The 19,536-nt window shown below is 67.5% G+C and carries 16 protein-coding genes; 10 read left to right on the top strand and 6 right to left on the bottom strand.

Annotated features, from left to right (window positions below):
• The 10 genes from garD to NS331_RS23940 form a co-directional block, all read left to right on the top strand.
• Positions 1–1,508, top strand: a 1,508-nt coding sequence (gene garD, locus NS331_RS23985; protein ID WP_058644443.1) for a galactarate dehydratase, incomplete at its 5' end; no start/stop codon positions are given.
• Positions 1,509–1,604: 96 nt separating this feature from the next.
• Complete coding sequence (gene asd, locus NS331_RS23980; RefSeq protein WP_058644442.1) at positions 1,605–2,453, top strand: archaetidylserine decarboxylase; 849 nt, start codon at positions 1,605–1,607, stop codon at positions 2,451–2,453.
• A gap of 80 nt (positions 2,454–2,533) precedes the next feature.
• The gene (locus tag NS331_RS23975) at positions 2,534–2,875 is read left to right on the top strand and encodes a winged helix-turn-helix transcriptional regulator (RefSeq protein WP_058644441.1); all 342 of its coding nucleotides are present in this window, start codon (positions 2,534–2,536) and stop codon (positions 2,873–2,875) included.
• 98 nt (positions 2,876–2,973) lie between these two features.
• On the top strand, positions 2,974–3,324 hold the full coding sequence (locus tag NS331_RS23970; protein ID WP_058644440.1) for an FKBP-type peptidyl-prolyl cis-trans isomerase: 351 nt from the start codon (positions 2,974–2,976) through the stop codon (positions 3,322–3,324).
• 188 nt (positions 3,325–3,512) lie between these two features.
• Complete coding sequence (grpE, locus tag NS331_RS23965; RefSeq protein ID WP_058644439.1) at positions 3,513–4,070, top strand: nucleotide exchange factor GrpE; 558 nt, start codon at positions 3,513–3,515, stop codon at positions 4,068–4,070.
• Between the two features lie 104 nt (positions 4,071–4,174).
• The gene (gene dnaK, locus NS331_RS23960) at positions 4,175–6,118 is read left to right on the top strand and encodes a molecular chaperone DnaK (RefSeq protein ID WP_058644438.1); all 1,944 of its coding nucleotides are present in this window, start codon (positions 4,175–4,177) and stop codon (positions 6,116–6,118) included.
• A gap of 89 nt (positions 6,119–6,207) precedes the next feature.
• A complete protein-coding gene (gene dnaJ / locus NS331_RS23955; protein ID WP_058644437.1) occupies positions 6,208–7,359 on the top strand; it encodes a molecular chaperone DnaJ in 1,152 nt (383 codons plus the stop codon).
• A 572-nt stretch (positions 7,360–7,931) separates the two neighbouring features.
• Complete coding sequence (locus tag NS331_RS23950; protein ID WP_058644436.1) at positions 7,932–9,854, top strand: PrkA family serine protein kinase; 1,923 nt, start codon at positions 7,932–7,934, stop codon at positions 9,852–9,854.
• Between the two features lie 34 nt (positions 9,855–9,888).
• The gene (locus NS331_RS23945) at positions 9,889–11,175 is read left to right on the top strand and encodes a YeaH/YhbH family protein (RefSeq protein ID WP_058644435.1); all 1,287 of its coding nucleotides are present in this window, start codon (positions 9,889–9,891) and stop codon (positions 11,173–11,175) included.
• A 37-nt stretch (positions 11,176–11,212) separates the two neighbouring features.
• Positions 11,213–12,751, top strand: a complete 1,539-nt coding sequence (locus NS331_RS23940; protein WP_082702732.1) for a SpoVR family protein — start codon at positions 11,213–11,215, stop codon at positions 12,749–12,751.
• Positions 12,752–12,763: 12 nt separating this feature from the next.
• On the opposite strand, the gene NS331_RS23935 is transcribed toward NS331_RS23940, so the two are convergent.
• The 6 genes from NS331_RS23935 to NS331_RS23910 form a co-directional block, all read right to left on the bottom strand.
• Positions 12,764–13,813, bottom strand: a complete 1,050-nt coding sequence (locus tag NS331_RS23935) for an adenosine deaminase (protein ID WP_058644433.1) — start codon at positions 13,811–13,813, stop codon at positions 12,764–12,766.
• A gap of 79 nt (positions 13,814–13,892) precedes the next feature.
• The gene (locus NS331_RS23930) at positions 13,893–14,495 is read right to left on the bottom strand and encodes a hypothetical protein (RefSeq protein WP_153013020.1); all 603 of its coding nucleotides are present in this window, start codon (positions 14,493–14,495) and stop codon (positions 13,893–13,895) included.
• A gap of 134 nt (positions 14,496–14,629) precedes the next feature.
• Entirely contained in the window at positions 14,630–15,802 is a 1,173-nt protein-coding gene (locus NS331_RS23925) for a BMP family ABC transporter substrate-binding protein (RefSeq protein ID WP_058644431.1), read from the bottom strand.
• Between the two features lie 55 nt (positions 15,803–15,857).
• Entirely contained in the window at positions 15,858–16,778 is a 921-nt protein-coding gene (locus NS331_RS23920; RefSeq protein ID WP_058644430.1) for an ABC transporter permease, read from the bottom strand.
• Positions 16,779–16,984: 206 nt separating this feature from the next.
• Positions 16,985–18,127, bottom strand: coding sequence for an ABC transporter permease (locus tag NS331_RS23915; protein WP_058644429.1), 1,143 nt, complete (start codon positions 18,125–18,127; stop codon positions 16,985–16,987).
• Positions 18,114–19,536 (bottom strand): ABC transporter ATP-binding protein (locus tag NS331_RS23910; RefSeq protein WP_058644428.1); only part of this gene is annotated, 1,423 nt, incomplete at its 5' end. The genes NS331_RS23910 and NS331_RS23915, both read right to left, overlap by 14 nt.

Here is a 19,536-nt window from a genome sequence, read left to right as displayed (position 1 = left end):
GCCTGCCGGCCGGCACCGTGTTCCCCGACGGCCTCACGCTGGTCGACAAGGTGCCCCAGGCCCACAAGGTGGCGCTGGCGGACATTCCCGAAGGCGGCGCCGTGCGGCGCTACGACGTGACCATCGGCTATGCGCTCAAGCCGCTCCCGCGCGGCAGCTGGGTCCACGAGCGGCTGCTGCAGATGCCCGAAGCGCGCTCGCTCGAAGGCCTGCCCATCGCCACCGTGCGGCCCGAGCCCCTGCCACCGCTCGACGGCTACACCTTCGAGGGCTACCGCAATGCCGACGGCTCGGTCGGCACCCGCAACATCCTGGCCATCACGCAGACGGTGCAGTGCGTGGCCGGCGTGACCGACTTCGCCGTTCGGCGCATCAAGGCCGAGCTGCTGCCGCGCTATCCCAACGTGGACGACGTGGTGGCGCTCGAGCATTCGTATGGCTGCGGCGTGGCCATCGACGCGCCCGATGCGGTGGTGCCCATCCGCACGCTGCGCAACATCAGCCTCAATCCCAACTTCGGCGGCGAGGTGATGGTGGTCAGCCTGGGCTGCGAGAAGCTGCAGCCCGAGCGCCTGCTGCCGCCGGGCGCCATCCCGCTGGTGGACGAACGCAGCGTGGCCGACGTCGGCACCAGCGAGGCGGCGAAGCTGGACGTGGTCTGCCTGCAGGACGAGGCGCACGTCGGCTTCATGGCCATGGTCGAGTCCATCCTGCGCCAGGCCGAGGTGCACCTGGCGCGCCTCGATGCCCGCCGGCGCGAGACGGTGCCGGCCAGCGAGCTCGTGGTCGGCGTGCAGTGCGGCGGCAGCGATGCCTTCAGCGGCGTCACGGCCAACCCGGCCGTGGGCTTCTGCACCGACCTGCTGGTGCGCGCCGGCGCCACGGTGATGTTCAGCGAGGTGACCGAGGTGCGCGACGGCATCGACCAGCTCACCGCCCGCGCCGCCACGCCCGAGGTGGCGCAGGCCATGATCGACCAGATGGCCTGGTACGACGCCTACCTGCAGCGCGGCCAGGTGGACCGCAGCGCCAACACCACGCCGGGCAACAAGAAAGGCGGCCTGTCCAATATCGTCGAGAAAGCGATGGGTTCCATCGTCAAGAGCGGCAGCGCGCCCATCAGTGGCGTTGTGGCGCCGGGCGAGAAGGCGCGGCAGAAGGGCCTGCTCTATGCCGCCACGCCGGCTTCGGACTTCATCTGCGGCACGCTGCAGCTGGCCGCGGGCATGAACCTGCACGTCTTCACCACCGGGCGCGGCACGCCTTACGGCCTGGCCGAGGCGCCGGTCATCAAGGTCGCCACCCGCACGGACCTGGCGCGCCGCTGGCACGACCTGATGGACGTCAACGCCGGCCGCATCGCCGACGGCGAGGCCAGCATCGAGGACATGGGCTGGGAACTGTTCCGCCTGATGCTGGACGTGGCCTCGGGCCGCAGGAAGACCTGGGCCGAGCAGTGGAAGCTGCACAACCAGCTGGTGCTGTTCAATCCGGCGCCGGTGACCTGAGAAGGCATGAACGCGCGGCCTGCACCGTACAAATCCCGGGGCGGCGCGCCGGAACCCCGTCGATAGAATCGACGGCCCACGATCGCCGGTGTTCCCTTGTCCGACCGTTTCGCCGTCCTCCCCCAATACCTCTATCCCAAGCAGGCGCTGACCTCCTTCGCCGGCTGGGTGGCCGGCAAGGAGCGCGGCGCGCTGACGACCTGGATCATCCGCAACTTCGTGGCCAAGTACGGCGTGGACATGAGCGAGGCGGTCGACAGCGACATCGCCCGCTACGCCAGCTTCAACGACTTCTTCACCCGCGCCCTCAAGCCCGGCGCCCGGCCCATCGCCGATGCGGCGCTGGTGTCGCCGGTGGACGGCGCCATCAGCCAGTTCGGCCCCATCGCGGGTGACCAGATCTTCCAGGCCAAGGGCCACCGTTACACCACCACCGCCCTGGTGGGCGGCGATGCGGCGCTGGCGGCGCAATACCAGGACGGCAGCTTCGCCACGCTGTACCTGAGCCCGCGCGACTACCACCGCATCCACATGCCCTGCGATGGGCGGCTGACGCGCATGATCTACGTGCCGGGCGCGCTGTTCTCGGTCAATCCGGTGACGGCGCGCGGCGTGCCGGGGCTTTTTGCCCGCAACGAGCGCGTGGTCTGCGTGTTCGAGGGCGAGCGCGGCCCCTTCGTGCTGGTGCTGGTGGGCGCCACCATCGTCGGCAGCATGGCCACCGTCTGGCACGGCGTGGTCAACCCGCCGCGCGGCGGCGAGATCCGCGAGTGGCGCTACGACGATCCGGCGCTGCGCTTCGCCAAGGGCCAGGAGATGGGCCGCTTCCTGCTCGGCTCGACAGTGGTCATGCTGTTTCCCCGCCCCGCCCTCGCCTTCAACCCCGACTGGTCGCCGGGCCGCGCGGTGCGGCTGGGCGAGCCCATGGCCGGCCTGCAGCCCTAGGCGGCAGCGCCGCCGCCTGCGCCGCCGCTGCCGGACGACATGCCGCGCCACCCCACACGCACGAGGAGGAGGGTTTGCCGATGAGTTCCAAGGACCAGGCCGCCGTGCGGCAGCTGCTGGCGCTGCTCGAGGCCCGCTACGCCCTGCGCGTGCTGTGGGCACTGCGCGACGGCCATCCGCAGACCTTCCGCCTGCTGCAGGACAGCGTCGGCGGCATCACGCCCAACACCCTCAACACCCGCATCAAGGAGCTGCGCGAGGCCGGCCTGCTGTGCCACGGGGGCGAGGGCTACTGCCTCACCGCCAGCGGGCAGGACCTGCTCAAGCGGCTGTCCGACCTGCAGGCCTTCGCCGGCCGCTGGCAGGTGGGCCTGGTGAAGAAGACGCCCGCCACGCCGGCGGAGGCGTCGCGCCCGGCCTAGGAAGCGCCCCACCCGCCCGCGCCGCAGGCAGGCCCTAAACTCGCGCGTTTGCCCCGGCCTCTCGCCGCGGCCCGTTCACCTTCTCCAAGGACTCTCCCATGCCCACCACCGCATCCGGCCTGCAGTACGAAGACACCCTCGTCGGCGATGGCGCCGAAGCCTCCGCCGGCCAGTACGTGCACGTGCACTACACCGGCTGGCTCTACAACGACGGCCAGCAGGGCGCCAAGTTCGACTCCAGCCTGGACCGCAACGACCCCTTCGCCTTCCCGCTGGGCGCCGGCCACGTGATCAAGGGCTGGGACGAAGGCGTCGCCGGCATGAAGGTGGGCGGCAAGCGCACGCTGATCATCCCCCCGGGCCTGGGCTACGGCGCCCGCGGCGCCGGCGGCGTGATCCCGCCCAACGCCACGCTGAAGTTCGACGTCGAGCTGCTCGACGCCCGCTGAGCGTCGCCCGCCCGTCCAAGGCGGTGCCGGCCCCGGCGCCGCCTTTTTCTTCGCCGTTGATCGCCTTCCTCGATGGCCCTTGCGGCCTCCATTGGAAATTTCTTCGCCTTTGCACAGCACCCCCACCTTGAAAAGGGCCTTGGGGGCCCTAGCTGCTGGGCAGTTTTGAACCTTACGTTCCACAGACCATGACGGAGAACACCCATTCCACGCCCGCGCCGGACGACCAGCAGGCCGCTGCCGAGGCGCAGAACGACATGCTGAACGCCCAGGCCGGCACGCCGGAGCAGAACCTGGAGGCCGAGCTGGCCGAGCTGAAGGCCAAGTCGGCCGAGCTGGCCGACCAGTACCTGCGGGCCCAGGCCGACGTGCAGAACGCCCGCCGCCGCGCCGACGAGGAAATCTCCAAGGCCCGCAAGTTCGCCGTGGAGTCCTTCGCCGAAAGCATGCTGCCGGTGCTCGACAGCCTGGAAGCCGGCCTGGCCATCAAGGAGGCCACGCCCGAGCAGATCCGCGAAGGCGCCGAAGCCACGCTGCGCCAGCTCAAGAGCGCGCTGGAGCGCAACAAGGTGATCGAAATCGCGCCCGCTGCCGGCACCAGGTTCGACCCGCACCAGCACCAGGCCATCTCGATGGTGCCCGCCGAGCAGGAGGCCAACACCGTGGTGAGCGTGCTGCAGAAGGGCTACACCATCGCCGAGCGCGTGCTGCGGCCGGCCCTGGTCACCGTGGCGGCGCCCAAGTAATTCGTCATTGCTCCACAGGAAATCCCCGGCGCATCCCTTGAATCCGGCCGGGTTATCCACAAGTTCAGCACAACAGATTCAACAGATTCAGGAGTAACAACACCATGGCCAAGATCATCGGCATCGACCTGGGCACGACCAACTCGTGCGTGGCGATCATGGAGGGCAACAACACCCGCGTGATCGAGAACTCGGAAGGCGCGCGCACCACGCCCTCCATCATTGCGTACCAGGAAGACGGCGAGGTGCTGGTCGGCGCCTCGGCCAAGCGCCAGGCGGTCACCAACCCGCGCAACACCCTCTATGCGGTCAAGCGCCTGATCGGCCGCAAGTTCGAAGAGAAGGAAGTGCAGAAGGACATCGACCTGATGCCCTACACCATCTCCAAGGCCGACAACGGCGACGCCTGGGTGGAAGTGCGCGGCAAGAAGATGGCGCCGCCCCAGATCAGCGCCGAAGTGCTGCGCAAGATGAAGAAGACCGCCGAGGACTACCTGGGCGAGCCGGTGACCGAGGCCGTGATCACGGTGCCGGCCTACTTCAACGACAGCCAGCGCCAGGCCACCAAGGACGCCGGCCGCATCGCCGGCCTGGAAGTCAAGCGCATCATCAACGAGCCGACCGCGGCCGCGCTGGCCTTCGGCCTGGACAAGCAGGACAAGGGCGACCGCAAGATCGCCGTCTACGACCTGGGCGGCGGCACCTTCGACGTGTCGATCATCGAGATCGCCGACGTCGACGGCGAGAAGCAGTTCGAGGTGCTGTCCACCAACGGCGACACCTTCCTGGGCGGCGAGGACTTCGACCAGCGCATCATCGACTACATCATCGGCGAGTTCAAAAAGGAACAGGGCGTCGACCTGTCCAAGGACGTGCTGGCCCTGCAGCGCCTGAAGGAAGCCGCCGAGAAGGCCAAGATCGAGCTGTCGAACTCGGCCCAGACCGACGTCAACCTGCCCTACATCACGGCGGACGCCACCGGTCCCAAGCACCTGAACATCAAGCTGACCCGCGCCAAGCTGGAAAGCCTGGTCGAGGACCTGGTCGAGCGCACCATCGCCCCCTGCCGCACGGCCATCAAGGACGCCGGCATCAGCGTGAGCGACATCAGCGACGTGATCCTGGTCGGCGGCCAGACCCGCATGCCCAAGGTGCAGGAGAAGGTCAAGGAGTTCTTCGGCAAGGAACCGCGCAAGGACGTCAACCCCGACGAGGCCGTGGCCGTCGGTGCCGCCATCCAGGGCCAGGTGCTGTCGGGCGACCGCAAGGACGTGCTGCTGCTGGACGTGACCCCGCTGTCGCTCGGCATCGAGACGATGGGCGGCGTGATGACGAAGATGATCACGAAGAACACGACAATCCCGACGAAGTTCGCGCAGACCTTCTCGACGGCCGACGACAACCAGCCGGCCGTGACGATCAAGGTGTTCCAGGGCGAGCGCGAGCTGGCTTCCGGCAACAAGCTGCTGGGCGAGTTCAACCTGGAAGGCATTCCGCCGGCACCGCGCGGCGTGCCCCAGATCGAGGTGAGCTTCGACATCGACGCCAACGGCATCCTGCACGTGGGCGCCAAGGACAAGGGCACCGGCAAGGAGAACAAGATCACCATCAAGGCGAACTCGGGCCTGTCCGAGGACGAGATCCAGAAGATGGTGAAGGACGCCGAGCTGAACGCCGCCGAGGACAAGAAGAAGGTCGAGGTGGTGCAGGCCCGCAACCAGGGCGAGGCCATGGTGCACAGCGTGAAGAAGTCGCTGGGTGAGCACGGCGACAAGCTGGACGCCGGCGAGAAGGACAAGATCGAGGCCGCCATCAAGGAACTCGAGGAAGTCCTGAAGTCCGAGGACAAGGACGCCATCGAGGCCAAGACCACGGCGCTGATGACCGCCAGCCAGAAGCTGGGCGAGAAGATGTACGCCGATGCACAGGCCGCCGAAGCCGCCGCGGGCGCGGCCGGTGCGGGCAGCGCTGGTGCGGAAAATGCAAGCGCCAAGCCGGCGGACGACAACGTGGTCGACGCCGAGGTCAAGGAAGTCAAGAAGGGCTGAATGCCCTGAGCTGACGCGGGGCTGGACACCTGTCGAAGGGTGCTCCAGCCTCTTTTCGTTTTCCACCGAACCGCTTCCGCGCGAGTCCCATGGCAAGCAAACGCGACTACTACGAAGTCCTCGGCGTTCCCAAGAACGCGGGCGAGGACGAGATCAAGAAGGCCTATCGCAAGCTGGCGATGAAGTACCACCCCGACCGCAATCAGGGTGCTGCCGCCACCGAGGCCGAGGCCAAGTTCAAGGAGGCCAAGGAGGCCTACGAGATGCTGTCGGACGCCGACAAGCGCGCGGCCTACGACCAGTACGGCCACGCGGGCGTCGACCCGAACATGCGCGGCGGCATGGGCGGCGGCGCGGAGGGCTTCGGTGGCTTCGCCGAGGCCTTCGGCGACATCTTCGGCGACGTGTTCGGCGGTGGTGCCGGCGCGCGGCGCGGCGCAGGCGGCGGGCGGCAGGTGTTCCGCGGCAGCGACCTCAGCTATGCGATGGAGATCACGCTGGAAGAGGCCGCCGACGGCAAGGACGCCCAGATCCGCATTCCCAGCTGGGACGAATGCGGCACCTGCCACGGCAACGGCGCCAAGCCGGGCACCAAGCCCATCACCTGCACCACCTGCCATGGCTCGGGTGCGGTGCAGATGCGCCAGGGCTTCTTCAGCGTGCAGCAGACCTGCCCGCAGTGCCGCGGCACCGGCAAGATCGTGCCCGAGCCCTGCCCCACCTGCCACGGCCAGGGCAAGGTCAAGAACAACAAGACGCTGGAGGTGAAGATCCCTGCCGGCATCGACGACGGCATGCGCATCCGCAGCACCGGCAACGGCGAGCCGGGCACCAACGGCGGCCCGCCGGGCGACCTCTACATCGAGATCCGCCTGAAGAAGCACGAGGTGTTCGAGCGCGACGGCGACGACCTGCACTGCGTGGTGCCGGTGAGCATGACCACCGCGGCGCTGGGCGGCGAGATCGAGGTGCCCACGCTCAAGGGACCGGCGGCCATCGACATTCCCGAAGGCACGCAGGGCGGCAAGCAGTTCCGCCTGCGCGGCAAGGGCATCAAGGGCGTGCGCTCCACCTACCCGGGCGACCTCTACTGCCACGTCCGCGTGGAGACGCCGATCAAGCTCACCGAGCACCAGCGCAAGCTGCTCAAGGAACTGGACGAATCGCTCAAGAAGGGCGGCGACAAGCACAGCCCGCAGGAGAAGGGCTGGCTGGACAAGGCGAAGGAATTCTTCAGCTGACCGGCTGCCGGGAGTTCCCGGCCCCGAAAGCCGAGAAAGGCGCCGCAGGACCCGGGGCCTGGCGGCGCCTTCTTTTTGGCGCCGCCTCTGCCTTGCTCGGTCCTCGCGCATCGATGGGCGCAAAGCGCATGAGGCGCCGCGCCGCGGCCGTGCGCTTCGGCCGATCGCCGCGCGCTCCTGCAGGCCATCGGGATCGACCTGCTGTTGCGCGACGGCCACGGTCGGGCGTGACGCATTTCACGCGGGCCGATGGCGTACACGGCTGTGGGCCGCGGCTGACGGACGGCCCTTCGAAGACCTGTCAAGGCTGTCACGCGAAGAGGCACGCTCCCCGAGCGGCACGTGTTTTGCGTACCAGTGAATACCCGCTGCGGTGGAACTTCGACACCCCGCCCCGCCCCCAACGCAAGAGCGCGCCGTCCACATCGAGCCGCCTGCCAATTGAGGCACACACGGATCGATGCTTTGCCGTATGCTGGAACCGCGTATTGAGGAGTTTCCGGAGCCTGGCGGCCTGGTCATCCGCTGTGGCTCGTTGTTGAATCCTGCCGACCCATTGGAGGTGTGCACCCATGGACGTCATCAGCAACTTCACCGCCCGGTACGAGCGCACGCGCGAAGAGGTCATGTCGCTGCAGGACTATCTGAACATCTGCAAGCGCGACGCCACGGCCTACGCGACCGCCGCCGAGCGGATGCTGAAGGCCATTGGTGATCCCGAGGTGGTCGACACCCGCAACGACCCGCGGCTGTCGCGGATCTTCGCGAACAAGGTCATCAAGATCTACCCGGCCTTCCGCGAGTTCTACGGCATGGAAGACGCCATCGAGCAGGTGGTTTCGTACTTCCGCCACGCAGCCCAGGGCCTGGAAGAAAAGAAGCAGATCCTCTACCTGCTGGGGCCGGTGGGCGGCGGCAAGAGCTCCATCGCCGAGCGGCTCAAGCAGCTGATGGAACAGGTGCCCTTCTATGCCATCCAGGGCTCGCCGGTGAACGAATCGCCGCTGGGCCTCTTCGATGCCGCCGAGGACGGCGAGATCCTCGAGAAGGAATACGGCATTCCGCGCCGCTACCTGCAGCGCATCCTGTCGCCGTGGGCCGTCAAGCGGCTGGAGGAATACGGTGGCGACATCCGCCAGTTCAAGGTGGTCAAGCGCCATCCCTCGGTGCTCAAGCAGATCGCCGTGGCCAAGACCGAGCCCGGCGATGAGAACAACCAGGACATCAGCTCGCTGGTCGGCAAGGTCGACATCCGCAAGCTCGAGACCTATGCGCAGGACGACCCCGACGCCTACAGCTATTCCGGTGGCCTGTGCCTGGCCAACCAGGGCCTGCTGGAATTCGTGGAAATGTTCAAGGCGCCGATCAAGGTGCTGCATCCGCTGCTGACGGCCACGCAGGAAGGCAACTTCAAGGGCACCGAGGGCTTCGGCGCGATTCCCTTCGACGGCGTGGTGCTGGCCCACAGCAACGAGAGCGAGTGGAAGGCCTTCCGCAACAACAAGAACAACGAGGCCTTTCTCGACCGCATCTACATCGTCAAGGTGCCCTACTGCCTGCGCGTCTCGGAAGAGATCCGCATCTACGACAAGCTGGTGCGCAATTCCTCGCTGGCCGCCGCGCCCTGCGCGCCCGGCACGCTGAAGATGATGGCCCAGTTCTCGGTGCTCACGCGGCTGAAGGAGCCGGAGAACTCCAACGTCTTCAGCAAGATGCAGATCTACGACGGCGAGAACCTGAAGGACACCGACCCCAAGGCCAAGTCGCTTCAGGAGTACCGCGACTACGCGGGCGTCGACGAAGGCATGAGCGGCGTCTCCACCCGCTTCGCCTTCAAGATCATCTCCAAGGTCTTCAACTTCGACAGCACCGAGGTCGCCGCCAATCCGGTGCACCTCATGTACGTGCTGGAACAGCAGATCGAGCGCGAGCAGTTCCCTCCCGAGACCGAGCAGAAGTACATCGGCTACATCAAGGAGCTGCTGGCGCCGCGCTATGCGGAGTTCATCGGCAAGGAGATCCAGACGGCGTACCTCGAGAGCTACTCCGAGTACGGCCAGAACATCTTCGACCGCTACGTGACCTATGCCGACTACTGGATCCAGGACCAGGAGTACCGCGACGTGGACACGGGCGAGGTGTTCGACCGCGCCGCACTCAATGGCGAGCTGGAGAAGATCGAGAAGCCCGCCGGCATTTCCAACCCCAAGGACTTCCGCAACGAGATCGTCAACTTCGTGCTGCGGGCCCGCGCGAGCAACAGCGGCCGCAACCCGACGTGGACCAGCTACGAGAAGCTGCGCACGGTGATCGAGAAGAAGATGTTCTCGAACACCGAGGAACTGCTGCCCGTGATCAGCTTCAACGCCAAGAGCAGCGCCGACGAGCAGAAGAAGCACGAGGACTTCGTCACCCGCATGGTCGAGAAGGGCTACACGGCCAAACAGGTGCGCCTGCTTTGCGAGTGGTACCTGCGCGTGCGCAAGTCGTCCTGACCGATCCTCTCCACCACCATGGAGGTGCTGCACCTTGGCGATGTTCCAGCAGATCATTGACCGGCGCCTGTCGGGCAAGAACAAGTCGGTCGGCAACCGCGAGCGCTTCCTGCGCCGCTACCGCACGCAGATCCGCGATGCGGTGCGCAAGGCGGTCAGCGGACGGGGCATCCGCAACCTGGAGGCGGGCGAGGACATCACCCTGCCGCGGCGCGACGTGTCCGAACCCACCTTCGGCCATGCGCAGGGCGGCAACCGCGAGTACGTGCATCCGGGCAACCAGGAGTACGTGCGCGGCGACCGCATCGAACGGCCAAAGGGCCAGGGCGGGAGCGGCTCGGGCAGCGGCCAGGCCAGCGACAGCGGCGAAGGCGAAGACGACTTCGTCTTCCGCCTCACGCGCGAGGAATTCATGCAGGTCTTCTTCGAGGACCTCGCCCTGCCCCACCTGATCCGCACGCAGCTGGCCGAGGTGCCCGAGTGGAAGAGCCACCGCGCCGGCTTCACCAGCGACGGCACGCCCAACAACCTGCACGTGGTGCGCTCCATGCGCGGCGCGCTGGCGAGGCGCATCGCGCTGGGCGGGCAGGACCGCAAGGACATCCGCGCGCTCGAGGCCCGCATCGCCGACCTGGCACGCGAGCCCGAGCCCGACGCCGAACTGATGAAGTCGCTGCAGGACGAGCTGGACGGCATCCGCCGCCGCGCGCGCCATGTGCCCTACATCGACCCCATCGACCTGCGCTACCGCAGCCGCGTGCGCACGCCGGTGCCCAGCGCCAAGGCCGTGATGTTCTGCCTCATGGACATCTCCGGCTCCATGGACGAGACGCGCAAGGACATGTCCAAGCGCTTCTTCATGCTGCTGTACCTCTTCCTCACCCGGCACTACGAGAAGATCGAGCTGGTCTTCATCCGCCACCACACGCAGGCGCAGGAGGTGAGCGAGGACGATTTCTTCCATGCGACCGAGACGGGCGGCACGGTGGTCTCCAGCGCGCTGGTGCTGATGCGCGACATCATCCGCGCCCGCTACCCGAGCAGCGAGTGGAACATCTACGGCGCGCAGGCCAGCGACGGCGACAACTGGCACCAGGACAGCGGTCGCTGCCGCGAACTGCTGGCCGATTCGATCCTGCCGCTGGTGCGCTATTACGCCTATGTTCAAGTGGCCGAGGCCGAGCAGAACCTGTGGCAGGAATACACGCAGCTGGAAGACCGCTTCGGCCACTTCGCCATGCGCAAGGTGTCGAGCGCGCAGGACATCTATCCGGTGTTCCGCGAGCTGTTCAAGAAAGAAGGCGCGACGGCCGCCGCCTGAGAAGGTGCGGACGCCCCCGCCAGGAGCCAAGGACAAGATGACCCCGTCCCGCCTGCCCCCCGTCTTCGAGCGCGCACCCGAGCGCCTGCCCAGCCCGTCCGACTGGACCTTCGAGCTCATCGAGACCTACCACGACGAGATCGCCAGGACGGCGCGTGCCTTCGGCCTGGACACCTATCCGAATCAGCTGGAGATCATCTCGGCCGAGCAGATGATGGATGCCTACTCCAGCGTGGGCATGCCGGTGCTCTACCGCCACTGGTCCTACGGCAAGCAGTTCATCGCCACCGAGAAGAACTACCGCCGCGGCCACATGGGCCTGGCCTACGAGATCGTCATCAACTCCGACCCGTGCATCTCCTACCTGATGGAGGAGAACACGATGGCCATGCAGTCGCTGGTGATCGCCCATGCGGCCTACGGCCACAACAGCTTCTTCAAGGGCAACTACCTGTTCCGCATGTGGACGGACGCCTCGTCCATCATCGACTACCTGGTCTACGCCAAGAACTACATCGCCGAATGCGAGGAGCGCCATGGCGTGGAGGCGGTGGAGGACCTGCTCGACTCCTGCCATGCGCTGATGAACTACGGCGTGGACCGCTACCGCCGGCCGCAGAAGCGTTCGCTGGCGCAGGAAAAGGAGCGCCGGGCAGAGCGGGAAGCCTATATCCAGCGGCAACTCAACGACCTGTGGCGCACCGTGCCGCGTGCCGGGGCGGCCGCGCAGGACCCGCAGGCCGCGCGCCGCTTCCCCGAGGAACCGCAGGAGAACCTGCTGTACTTCATCGAGAAGAACGCCGCTCTGCTGGAGCCCTGGCAGCGCGAGGTGGTGCGCATCGTGCGCAAGGTGGCGCAGTACTTCTATCCGCAGCGCCAGACGCAGGTGATGAACGAGGGCTGGGCCACCTTCTGGCACTACACGCTGCTCAACACCATGTACGACCGCGGCCTGCTGGCCGACGGCTTCATGATCGAGTGGCTCAGCTCGCACACGGCCGTGGTGTATCAACCGCCGGTGGGCCACCGGGCCTACAGCGGCATCAATCCCTATGCGCTGGGCTTCGCGATGTACAGCGACCTCAAGCGCATCTGCGAGAAGCCCACCGAGGAAGACCGGCAGTGGTTCCCGGACATCGCGGGCTCCAACTGGTTGACGACGCTGGACTACGCCATGCGCAACTTCAAGGACGAGAGCTTCGTCGGCCAGTTCCTGAGCCCGAAGGTGATGCGCGACTTCCGCTTCTTCGCCATCCGCGACCACGAGGCCGATCCGGAGCTGGAAGTGGCCGCCATCCATGACGAGGCCGGCTACCGCGCCCTGCGCGAATCGCTGGCCCGCCAGTACGACCTGGGCAGCCGCGAGCCCGACATCCAGGTCTGGAACGTGGACCTGCGCGGCGACCGCTCGCTCACGCTGCGCCACACACAGCGCCACGGCCGGCCGCTGCACGACGAGACGCCCGAGGTGCTCAAGCATGTGGCGCGGCTGTGGGGCTTCGACGTCCACCTGGAGAGCGTGGACGACAAGGGGCGCGTGGGCTACCGCAAGACGGTCAGCCCCAAGCGCAGCTGACCGGGCTGCTCTTCAGCGGAAGCTGGCGAAGCACTGCGCCAGCTCGTCCTTCCAGGCCTTCTTGGCCGCGTCGTCGGCAAAGCTGCCGTCGAAGCTGTTGGCGGCCAGTTGCCAGGCCTGCGCAGACGTCAGCCCGGTGGCGGCGAAGGTCTGGATGAAGTTCTCGTTCATGTAGCCGCCGAAGTAGGCCGGGTCGTCCGAGTTCACGGTGGCGACCAGGCCCGCGTCGAGCAACTCGCCCAGGTTGTGCTGCGACAGCTGCGGAAACACGCAGAGCTTGAGGTTGGAGAGCGGGCACACCGTCAGCGGAATGCGGTCGGCGGCCAGGCGCTTCATCAGGGCCGGGTCTTTGGTGCTCTGCACGCCGTGGTCGATGCGCTCGACCTTGAGCACGTCGAGTGCGCTCCACACATAGGCCGGCGGCCCCTCCTCGCCCGCATGCGCCACGAGGTGCAGGCCCAGCTCGCGGCAGCGCGCGAACACGCGGGCGAACTTCTCTGGCGGATGGCCGACCTCGCTCGAATCCAGGCCCACCCCAATGAACTGGTCGCGGAAGGGCAGCGCCTGCTCCAGCGTCTCGAAGGCCGATGCCTCGCTCAGGTGGCGCAGGAAGCACAGGATCAGCGCCGCGTCCACGCCCAGCCCGGTCTTGGCATCGACACAGGCGCGGTGCAGGCCCTGGATGACCGTGGCCATCGGCACGCCGCGCTCGGTGTGCGTCTGCGGGTCGAAGAACATCTCGGTGCGGCGCACGTTGTCGGCCGCGGCGCGCTGCAGGTAGGCCCAGGCCATGTCGTAGAAGTCCTGCTCGGTGAGCAGCACGCTGGCGCCGGCGTAGTAGATGTCCAGGAAGCTCTGCAGGTTGGTGAAGGCATAGGCCTTGCGCAGTTCCTCGACGCTCGCATAGGGAATGGCCACGCCATTGCGCTGCGCCAGCGCGAAGATCAGCTCGGGCTCCAGCGAGCCCTCGATGTGCATGTGCAGTTCCGCCTTGGGCATGCTGCGCAGCAGCTCGGGCAGGCGGTCGGCGGGGATGGCGACGGGGTCGAAGGGCAGGCTCATGGTGGGACTCGGTTCGGCATTCGCGGTGCCCAAGCATAAGCGGCACCGGTGCACTTGCACCCCTGCCCTGCGCCGACGATCAGTCGAAACGCGCCAGCAGCCGGTGATCGCAGCTGGGCAGCACCGCGTACCCGAAGTTCATGTACAGATGCGCGGCTGGTCGGCCGCGATCGAGCAGCAGCAGATGGGCGCCTTCGCGGCTGGTACAGACCACCGGCATGCGCTCGCGCGGCGGACGATCGCCGGGCCCGACCCAGGCGGCGCCGAGAAAAGGCATTCCCTTGCTCCGGTCCAAGGGCGGCAACTCGTAGGCAAGCACCGGTTTGCCCTCCAATTGATCCGTCACGTTGTCGGGTGCCGGCAGGCTCCCCTTGATCTTCAGTGCCATGCAACAACGCACACGGTTCTGGGGGCCCAGGAATTCCGCCTGCAGTTCGTCACCCGCCTTGAGCGTCTGCGTGGTGAGCAGCGTGCGCTTTCCGTCTGGCAGGACCTTGACCATGGCAGGCGCTGCATCGGCAGCGGTCGATGCGAGCAGAGCCCAGGCCAAAAGACCAGCAGAGCGGGCGATCCATTTGCTGGCGCCTTGTCTGCTGCATGTTGAGCTCACGCGCACTGCCACAGCCCAATGGTCGCTGGTCGATGCCGTGCGGGTATGGTTGAAGACGAACCGATTCGCCATGCTTTTCTCCCTGAACGATGAACACTGGCTCGGGCACGGCTGTGCCCTCGGGCATCATCGCGCGCGCATCAGAGCGGCCTCGCCCATAAAAAAGGCCACCCGAAGGTGGCCTGTGACGTATTCGAGGAAAGCGCTTACTTTTTGTCGCCGCCAGGCACCTTGCCCTCGACGCCCTTGACGTAGAAGTTCACGCCCGACAAAAACTTGTCATCCGCGGCGGCGCCGGCGGCGATGAGTTCCTTGCCGTCCTGACCGACGATCGGGCCCTTCCAGATCTGGAAGGTGCCGTCCTTCAGGCCCTTCTTGACCTCGTCGACCTTGGCCTTGATGTCGGCCGGCACGTCGTCGGCCACGGAGACCAGGTCGATCGCGCCTTCCTTCACGCCCCACCAGGTCTGGCCGGTGGTCCAGGTGCCGTCCAGCACGTCCTTGGTGGCCTTGATGTAGTACGGGCCCCAGTTGATGATGGCCGAGGCCAGGTGGGCCTTGGGGCCGTAGGCGGTCATGTCGCTGTCCCAGCCGAAGGCGCGCTTGCCCTTTTCCTGCGCGGTCTTGAGCACGGCCGGCGAGTCGGTGTTCTGGAACAGCACGTCGGCGCCGCCGTTGATCAGGGCCGTCGCAGCCTCGGTTTCCTTCGGCGGGCTGAACCATTCGTTGACCCACACCACGTTGGTGGTGATCTTGGGGTTCACCGACTGGGCACCGAGCGTGAAGCTGTTGATGTTGCGCAGCACCTCGGGGATCGGCACCGAGCCCACCACGCCCAGCTTGTTCGACTTGGTCATGGCGCCGGCGATGATGCCGGCCATGTACGCGCCTTCGTAGGTGCGGCTGTCGTAGGTGCGCATGTTCTCGGCCGTCTTGTAGCCGGTGGCATGCTCGAACTTCACGTCCTTGGCGTCGCCGGCGACCTTGAGCATGGGCTCCATGTAGCCGAAGGTGGTGCCGAAGATCAGCTTCTTGCCCTGGCCCACGAAATCGCGGAACACGCGCTCGGCGTCGGCCGACTCGGGCACGCTCTCGACGAAGGTGGTCTTGATCTTGTCGCCGAATTCCTTCTCCAGTGCCTTGCGACCGTTGTCGTGGGCGAAGGTCCAGCCGCCGTCGCCGACCGGGCCGACGTAGGCGAAGGCGATCTCCAGCGGTGCCGTCGAAGCCGGGGCCGGCGCGGCGGCGGTGGGTGCCGGCGCGGCGGGTGCGGCGGCGGCCGGGGCCTCTTCCTTCTTGCCGCAGCCCACCAGGACGGCGGCGGCCGCGGTGGAGATGGCGGCGAGCTTGATCAGCGAGCGCTTGTTCAGATCGGTCATTGTCTAAAGGTCCTTGGCAGCAAGACGTTGAGGGAGCGGAAAAATGCAGCGCGCATTATGAGCCGGGGTAGAAGGGTTTCCCGATCGAGGCCGGCATGTTGACGCGGATGAAGGCCGGGTTGCGCGAGATGAGCGCCAGCACCACGACGGTGGCCACGTAGGGCATCATGGCCAGGAACTGGCTGGGGACGTCCACGCCCACGCTCTGCAGGTGGAAGCCCAGCTGCGTGACGCCGCCGAACAGGTAGGCGCCCAGCAGCACGCGCATCGGCCGCCAGGTGGCGAAGGTGGTCAGTGCCAGCGCGATCCAGCCGCGGCCGGCCACCATGTTCTCCACCCACAGGCCCGTGTAGACCACCGACAGGTAGGCGCCCGCCAGGCCGCACAGCGCGCCGCCGGCCATGACCGCCATCAGCCGGATGCGGCGCACCGGGTAGCCCAGGGCATGCGCGGACTCGGGCGACTCGCCCACCGAGCGCAGCACCAGGCCGGCCCGCGTGCGGTACAGGAACCAGATCAGCCCGAAGGTGAGCGCCACGGCGAAGTACACCAGCGGATGGTGGCGGAACAGCGCCGGGCCGATGAAGGGAATGTCGCCCAGCACCGGAATGGCGAAGGCCATGCCGCCCGGCGCCTTGGCCTGCACGTAGTTGATGCCGACGAAGGCCGAGAAGCCCACGCCGAAGAGCGACAGGGCCAGGCCGGTGGCGTACTGGTTGGTGTTGAGCCAGATGACCAGCACGCCGAACAGGCCCGCCAGCAGCGCGCCCACGGCCATGCCGGCCGCGAAGCCGATCCAGGCATTGTGCGTGTGCACATAGGCCGCGAAGCCGCCGATGGCGGCGCACAGCATCATGCCCTCGGCGCCCAGGTTGACGATGCCGGCCTTCTCGTTGATGAGCAGGCCGAGCGCGGCGATGGCCAGCACGGTGCCGGCGCTGAGCATGGCGCCCAGGAGGAGTGCGTAGCTTTCCATTTCAGACCTCCGAGACGATGGATGCCGTCCTCGAGCCGCGGACCCGGCATCCGCTCCCTTTCCCCTTGCGGGAGAGGGCGGGGGAGAGGGGGCTGCGGCGTTGGCAAGGCGCGAGGCCCTGGCGATGGGCACGCCCCCTCTCCCCAACCCCTCTCCCACGAGGGGAGAGGGGCTCACAGTGGACCAGGCTTTGGTGGTGTTGCACTTCAAGCCTCCTTAATCTGGGGCGCGACGACATCGGGCGTCGATGCCTGCAACGAGGCAGTACCGGCCGTCGGCGACACCGGCCGCGCCGCCGCCTTCATCCGCACGCGATACGCCACCAGCGTGTCGCAGGCCAGCAGCGTGAAGAGCAGCAACCCCTGGAACACGGCGGTGAGGGACTTGGGCAGGCCCAGGCGCGACTGCGCCAGTTCGCCGCCGATGTAGAACATGCTCATCAGGATGGCCGAGAACACCATGCCCACCGGATGCAGCCGCCCCACGAAGGCCACGATGATGGCGGCGAACCCGTAGCCTGCGGGCACATAGGGCGTGAGCTGGCCGATGGGGCCGGCCACTTCGAGCGCACCGGCCAGGCCGGCGGCGGCGCCCGAGGTCAGCAGCGCGATCCACACCGCGCGCCGGGCCGAGAAGCCCGCGTAGCGCGCGGCGGCCGGCGCCAGCCCGCCCACCTGCTGCGCGAAGCCCAGCCGCGTGCGGAACAGGAAGACCCACAGCGCCGCCACGCCCACCAGCGCGATCACCACGCCGATGGTCACGCGCGAGCCCTTCATGAGCCGCGGGATCTGCGTCACCGCCTCGAAGGTCTTGGTCTGCGGAAAGTTGTAGCCCATCGGGTCTTTCCAGGGCCCGCCCACCAGCCACAGCAGCAGCAGCGTGGCCACGTAGACCAGCATCAGGCTGGTGAGGATCTCGTTGGCGTTGCACACGTCGCGCAGCCAGGCCACGATGGCCGCCCACAGCATGCCGCCCAGCACGCCGGCCACCAGGATGGCCGGCACGATCCACGGGCCGGTGTTCTTGTCGGCGAGCAGCGCCATGCCGCCGGCCGCGATGGCGCCCAGCACGAACTGGCCCTCGGCGCCGATGTTCCACACGTTGGAGCGGAAACACACCGCCAGCCCCAGCGCGATGACCAGCAGCGGCGTCGCCTTGACCAGCAGCTCGCCGATGGCGTAGCTGCTCTTGATCGGCTCCCAGAAGAAGACCTGCAGCCCGCGCACCGGGTCCTTGCCCAGCGCGGCGAACAGGATCACGCCGATCACCACCGTGATCAGCAGCGCCAGGATGGGCGAGCCGTAGCTCCAGAAACGCGACAGCTGCGGCCGCAACTCAAGCTTGAGCATGGATGCCCTCCTCCTTCGCGCGCACGCTGGCGCCCTCCCACAGCCCGCTCATCCATTCGCCGATCTGCGGCACGGTGGCCGCGGCCCGGTCGACGGAAGGCGACAGCCGCCCCTTGGCGATCACGTGCAGCCGGTCGCTGATCTCGAACAGCTCGTCCAGTTCTTCGCTGACCACCAGCACGGCGCAACCGGCGTCGCGCAGCGCCAGGATCTCGGCGCGGATCAGCGCCGCGGCGCCCACGTCCACGCCCCAGGTGGGCTGCGAGACGATGAAGAGCTTCGGCTTCGCATCGATCTCGCGCCCGACGATGAACTTCTGCAGATTGCCGCCGGACAGCGACTTGGCCGCCGACTGCGGCCCGCCGGCCTTGACCTTGAAGCGCTCGATGATGGCGCGGGCCTGCTGCTCCAGCTGGCCGATGCGCAGCCAGCCGCCGCCGCCCACCGCGTCGTCGCGCGTGAGCAGCAGGTTGTGGGCGAGGCCCAGCGTGGGCACCGCGCCGCGGCCCAGCCGCTCCTCGGGCACGAAATGCAGGCCCAGCCTGCGGCGCCCGCGCGGCCGCAGCCGGCCGGCGCCCTGGCCGAAGAGGCGGACCATGCCGGGCTCGGCCCGCACGTCCTCGCCCGACAGCGCATACAGCAGCTCCTTCTGCCCGTTGCCGGACACGCCGGCGATGCCCACCACCTCGCCTGCGCGCACCTGCAGCGAGATGGCCTCCAGGTCCACGCCGAACTGGTCCTCGCGCGGCAGGCTGAGCCGCTCGACGGAGAGTGCCACCTCGCCCACGTTGGAAGGCCGGTGCGTCAGCGGCGGCGGCTCGGCGCCGATCATCAGGCGCGACAGGGACTCGTTGGTCTCCTGCTGCGGATTGCACACGCCCGTGACCTTGCCGCCGCGCAGCACCGTGCAGGCCGTGCACAGCTCGCGGATCTCGTGCAGCTTGTGGCTGATGTAGAGGATGGAACAGCCCTCGGACGCGAGCTTCTTGAGCACCACGAAGAGCTTCTGCACCGCCTGCGGCGTCAGCACCGAGGTGGGCTCGTCCAGGATCAGCAGCTTGGGGTCTGTGAGCAGCGCGCGGATGATCTCCACCCGCTGCATCTCGCCCACCGACAGCGTGTGCACCGGGCGCAGCGGATCGATCTCCAGCCCGTACTCGCCGGCCTTGGCCACGATGCGGCGCGTGACTTCGGACAGCGCCAGGCTCTTGTCCAGGCCCAGCCAGACGTTCTCGGCCACCGTCAGCGTGTCGAACAGGCTGAAGTGCTGGAACACCATGCTGATGCCCAGCTGCCGCGCCTCCTGCGGATTGCGGATGGTGACCGGCTGGCCGTTGAAGTGCACCGTGCCCTCATCCGGCTTGACCGAGCCGTAGATGATCTTCATCAGCGTGGACTTGCCGGCGCCG

This window comes from Pseudacidovorax intermedius (genome assembly GCF_001476815.1).
Lineage (GTDB): Bacteria > Pseudomonadota > Gammaproteobacteria > Burkholderiales > Burkholderiaceae_C > Xenophilus > Xenophilus intermedius_A.
This window is presented reverse-complemented; position numbering and strand designations above follow the sequence as displayed.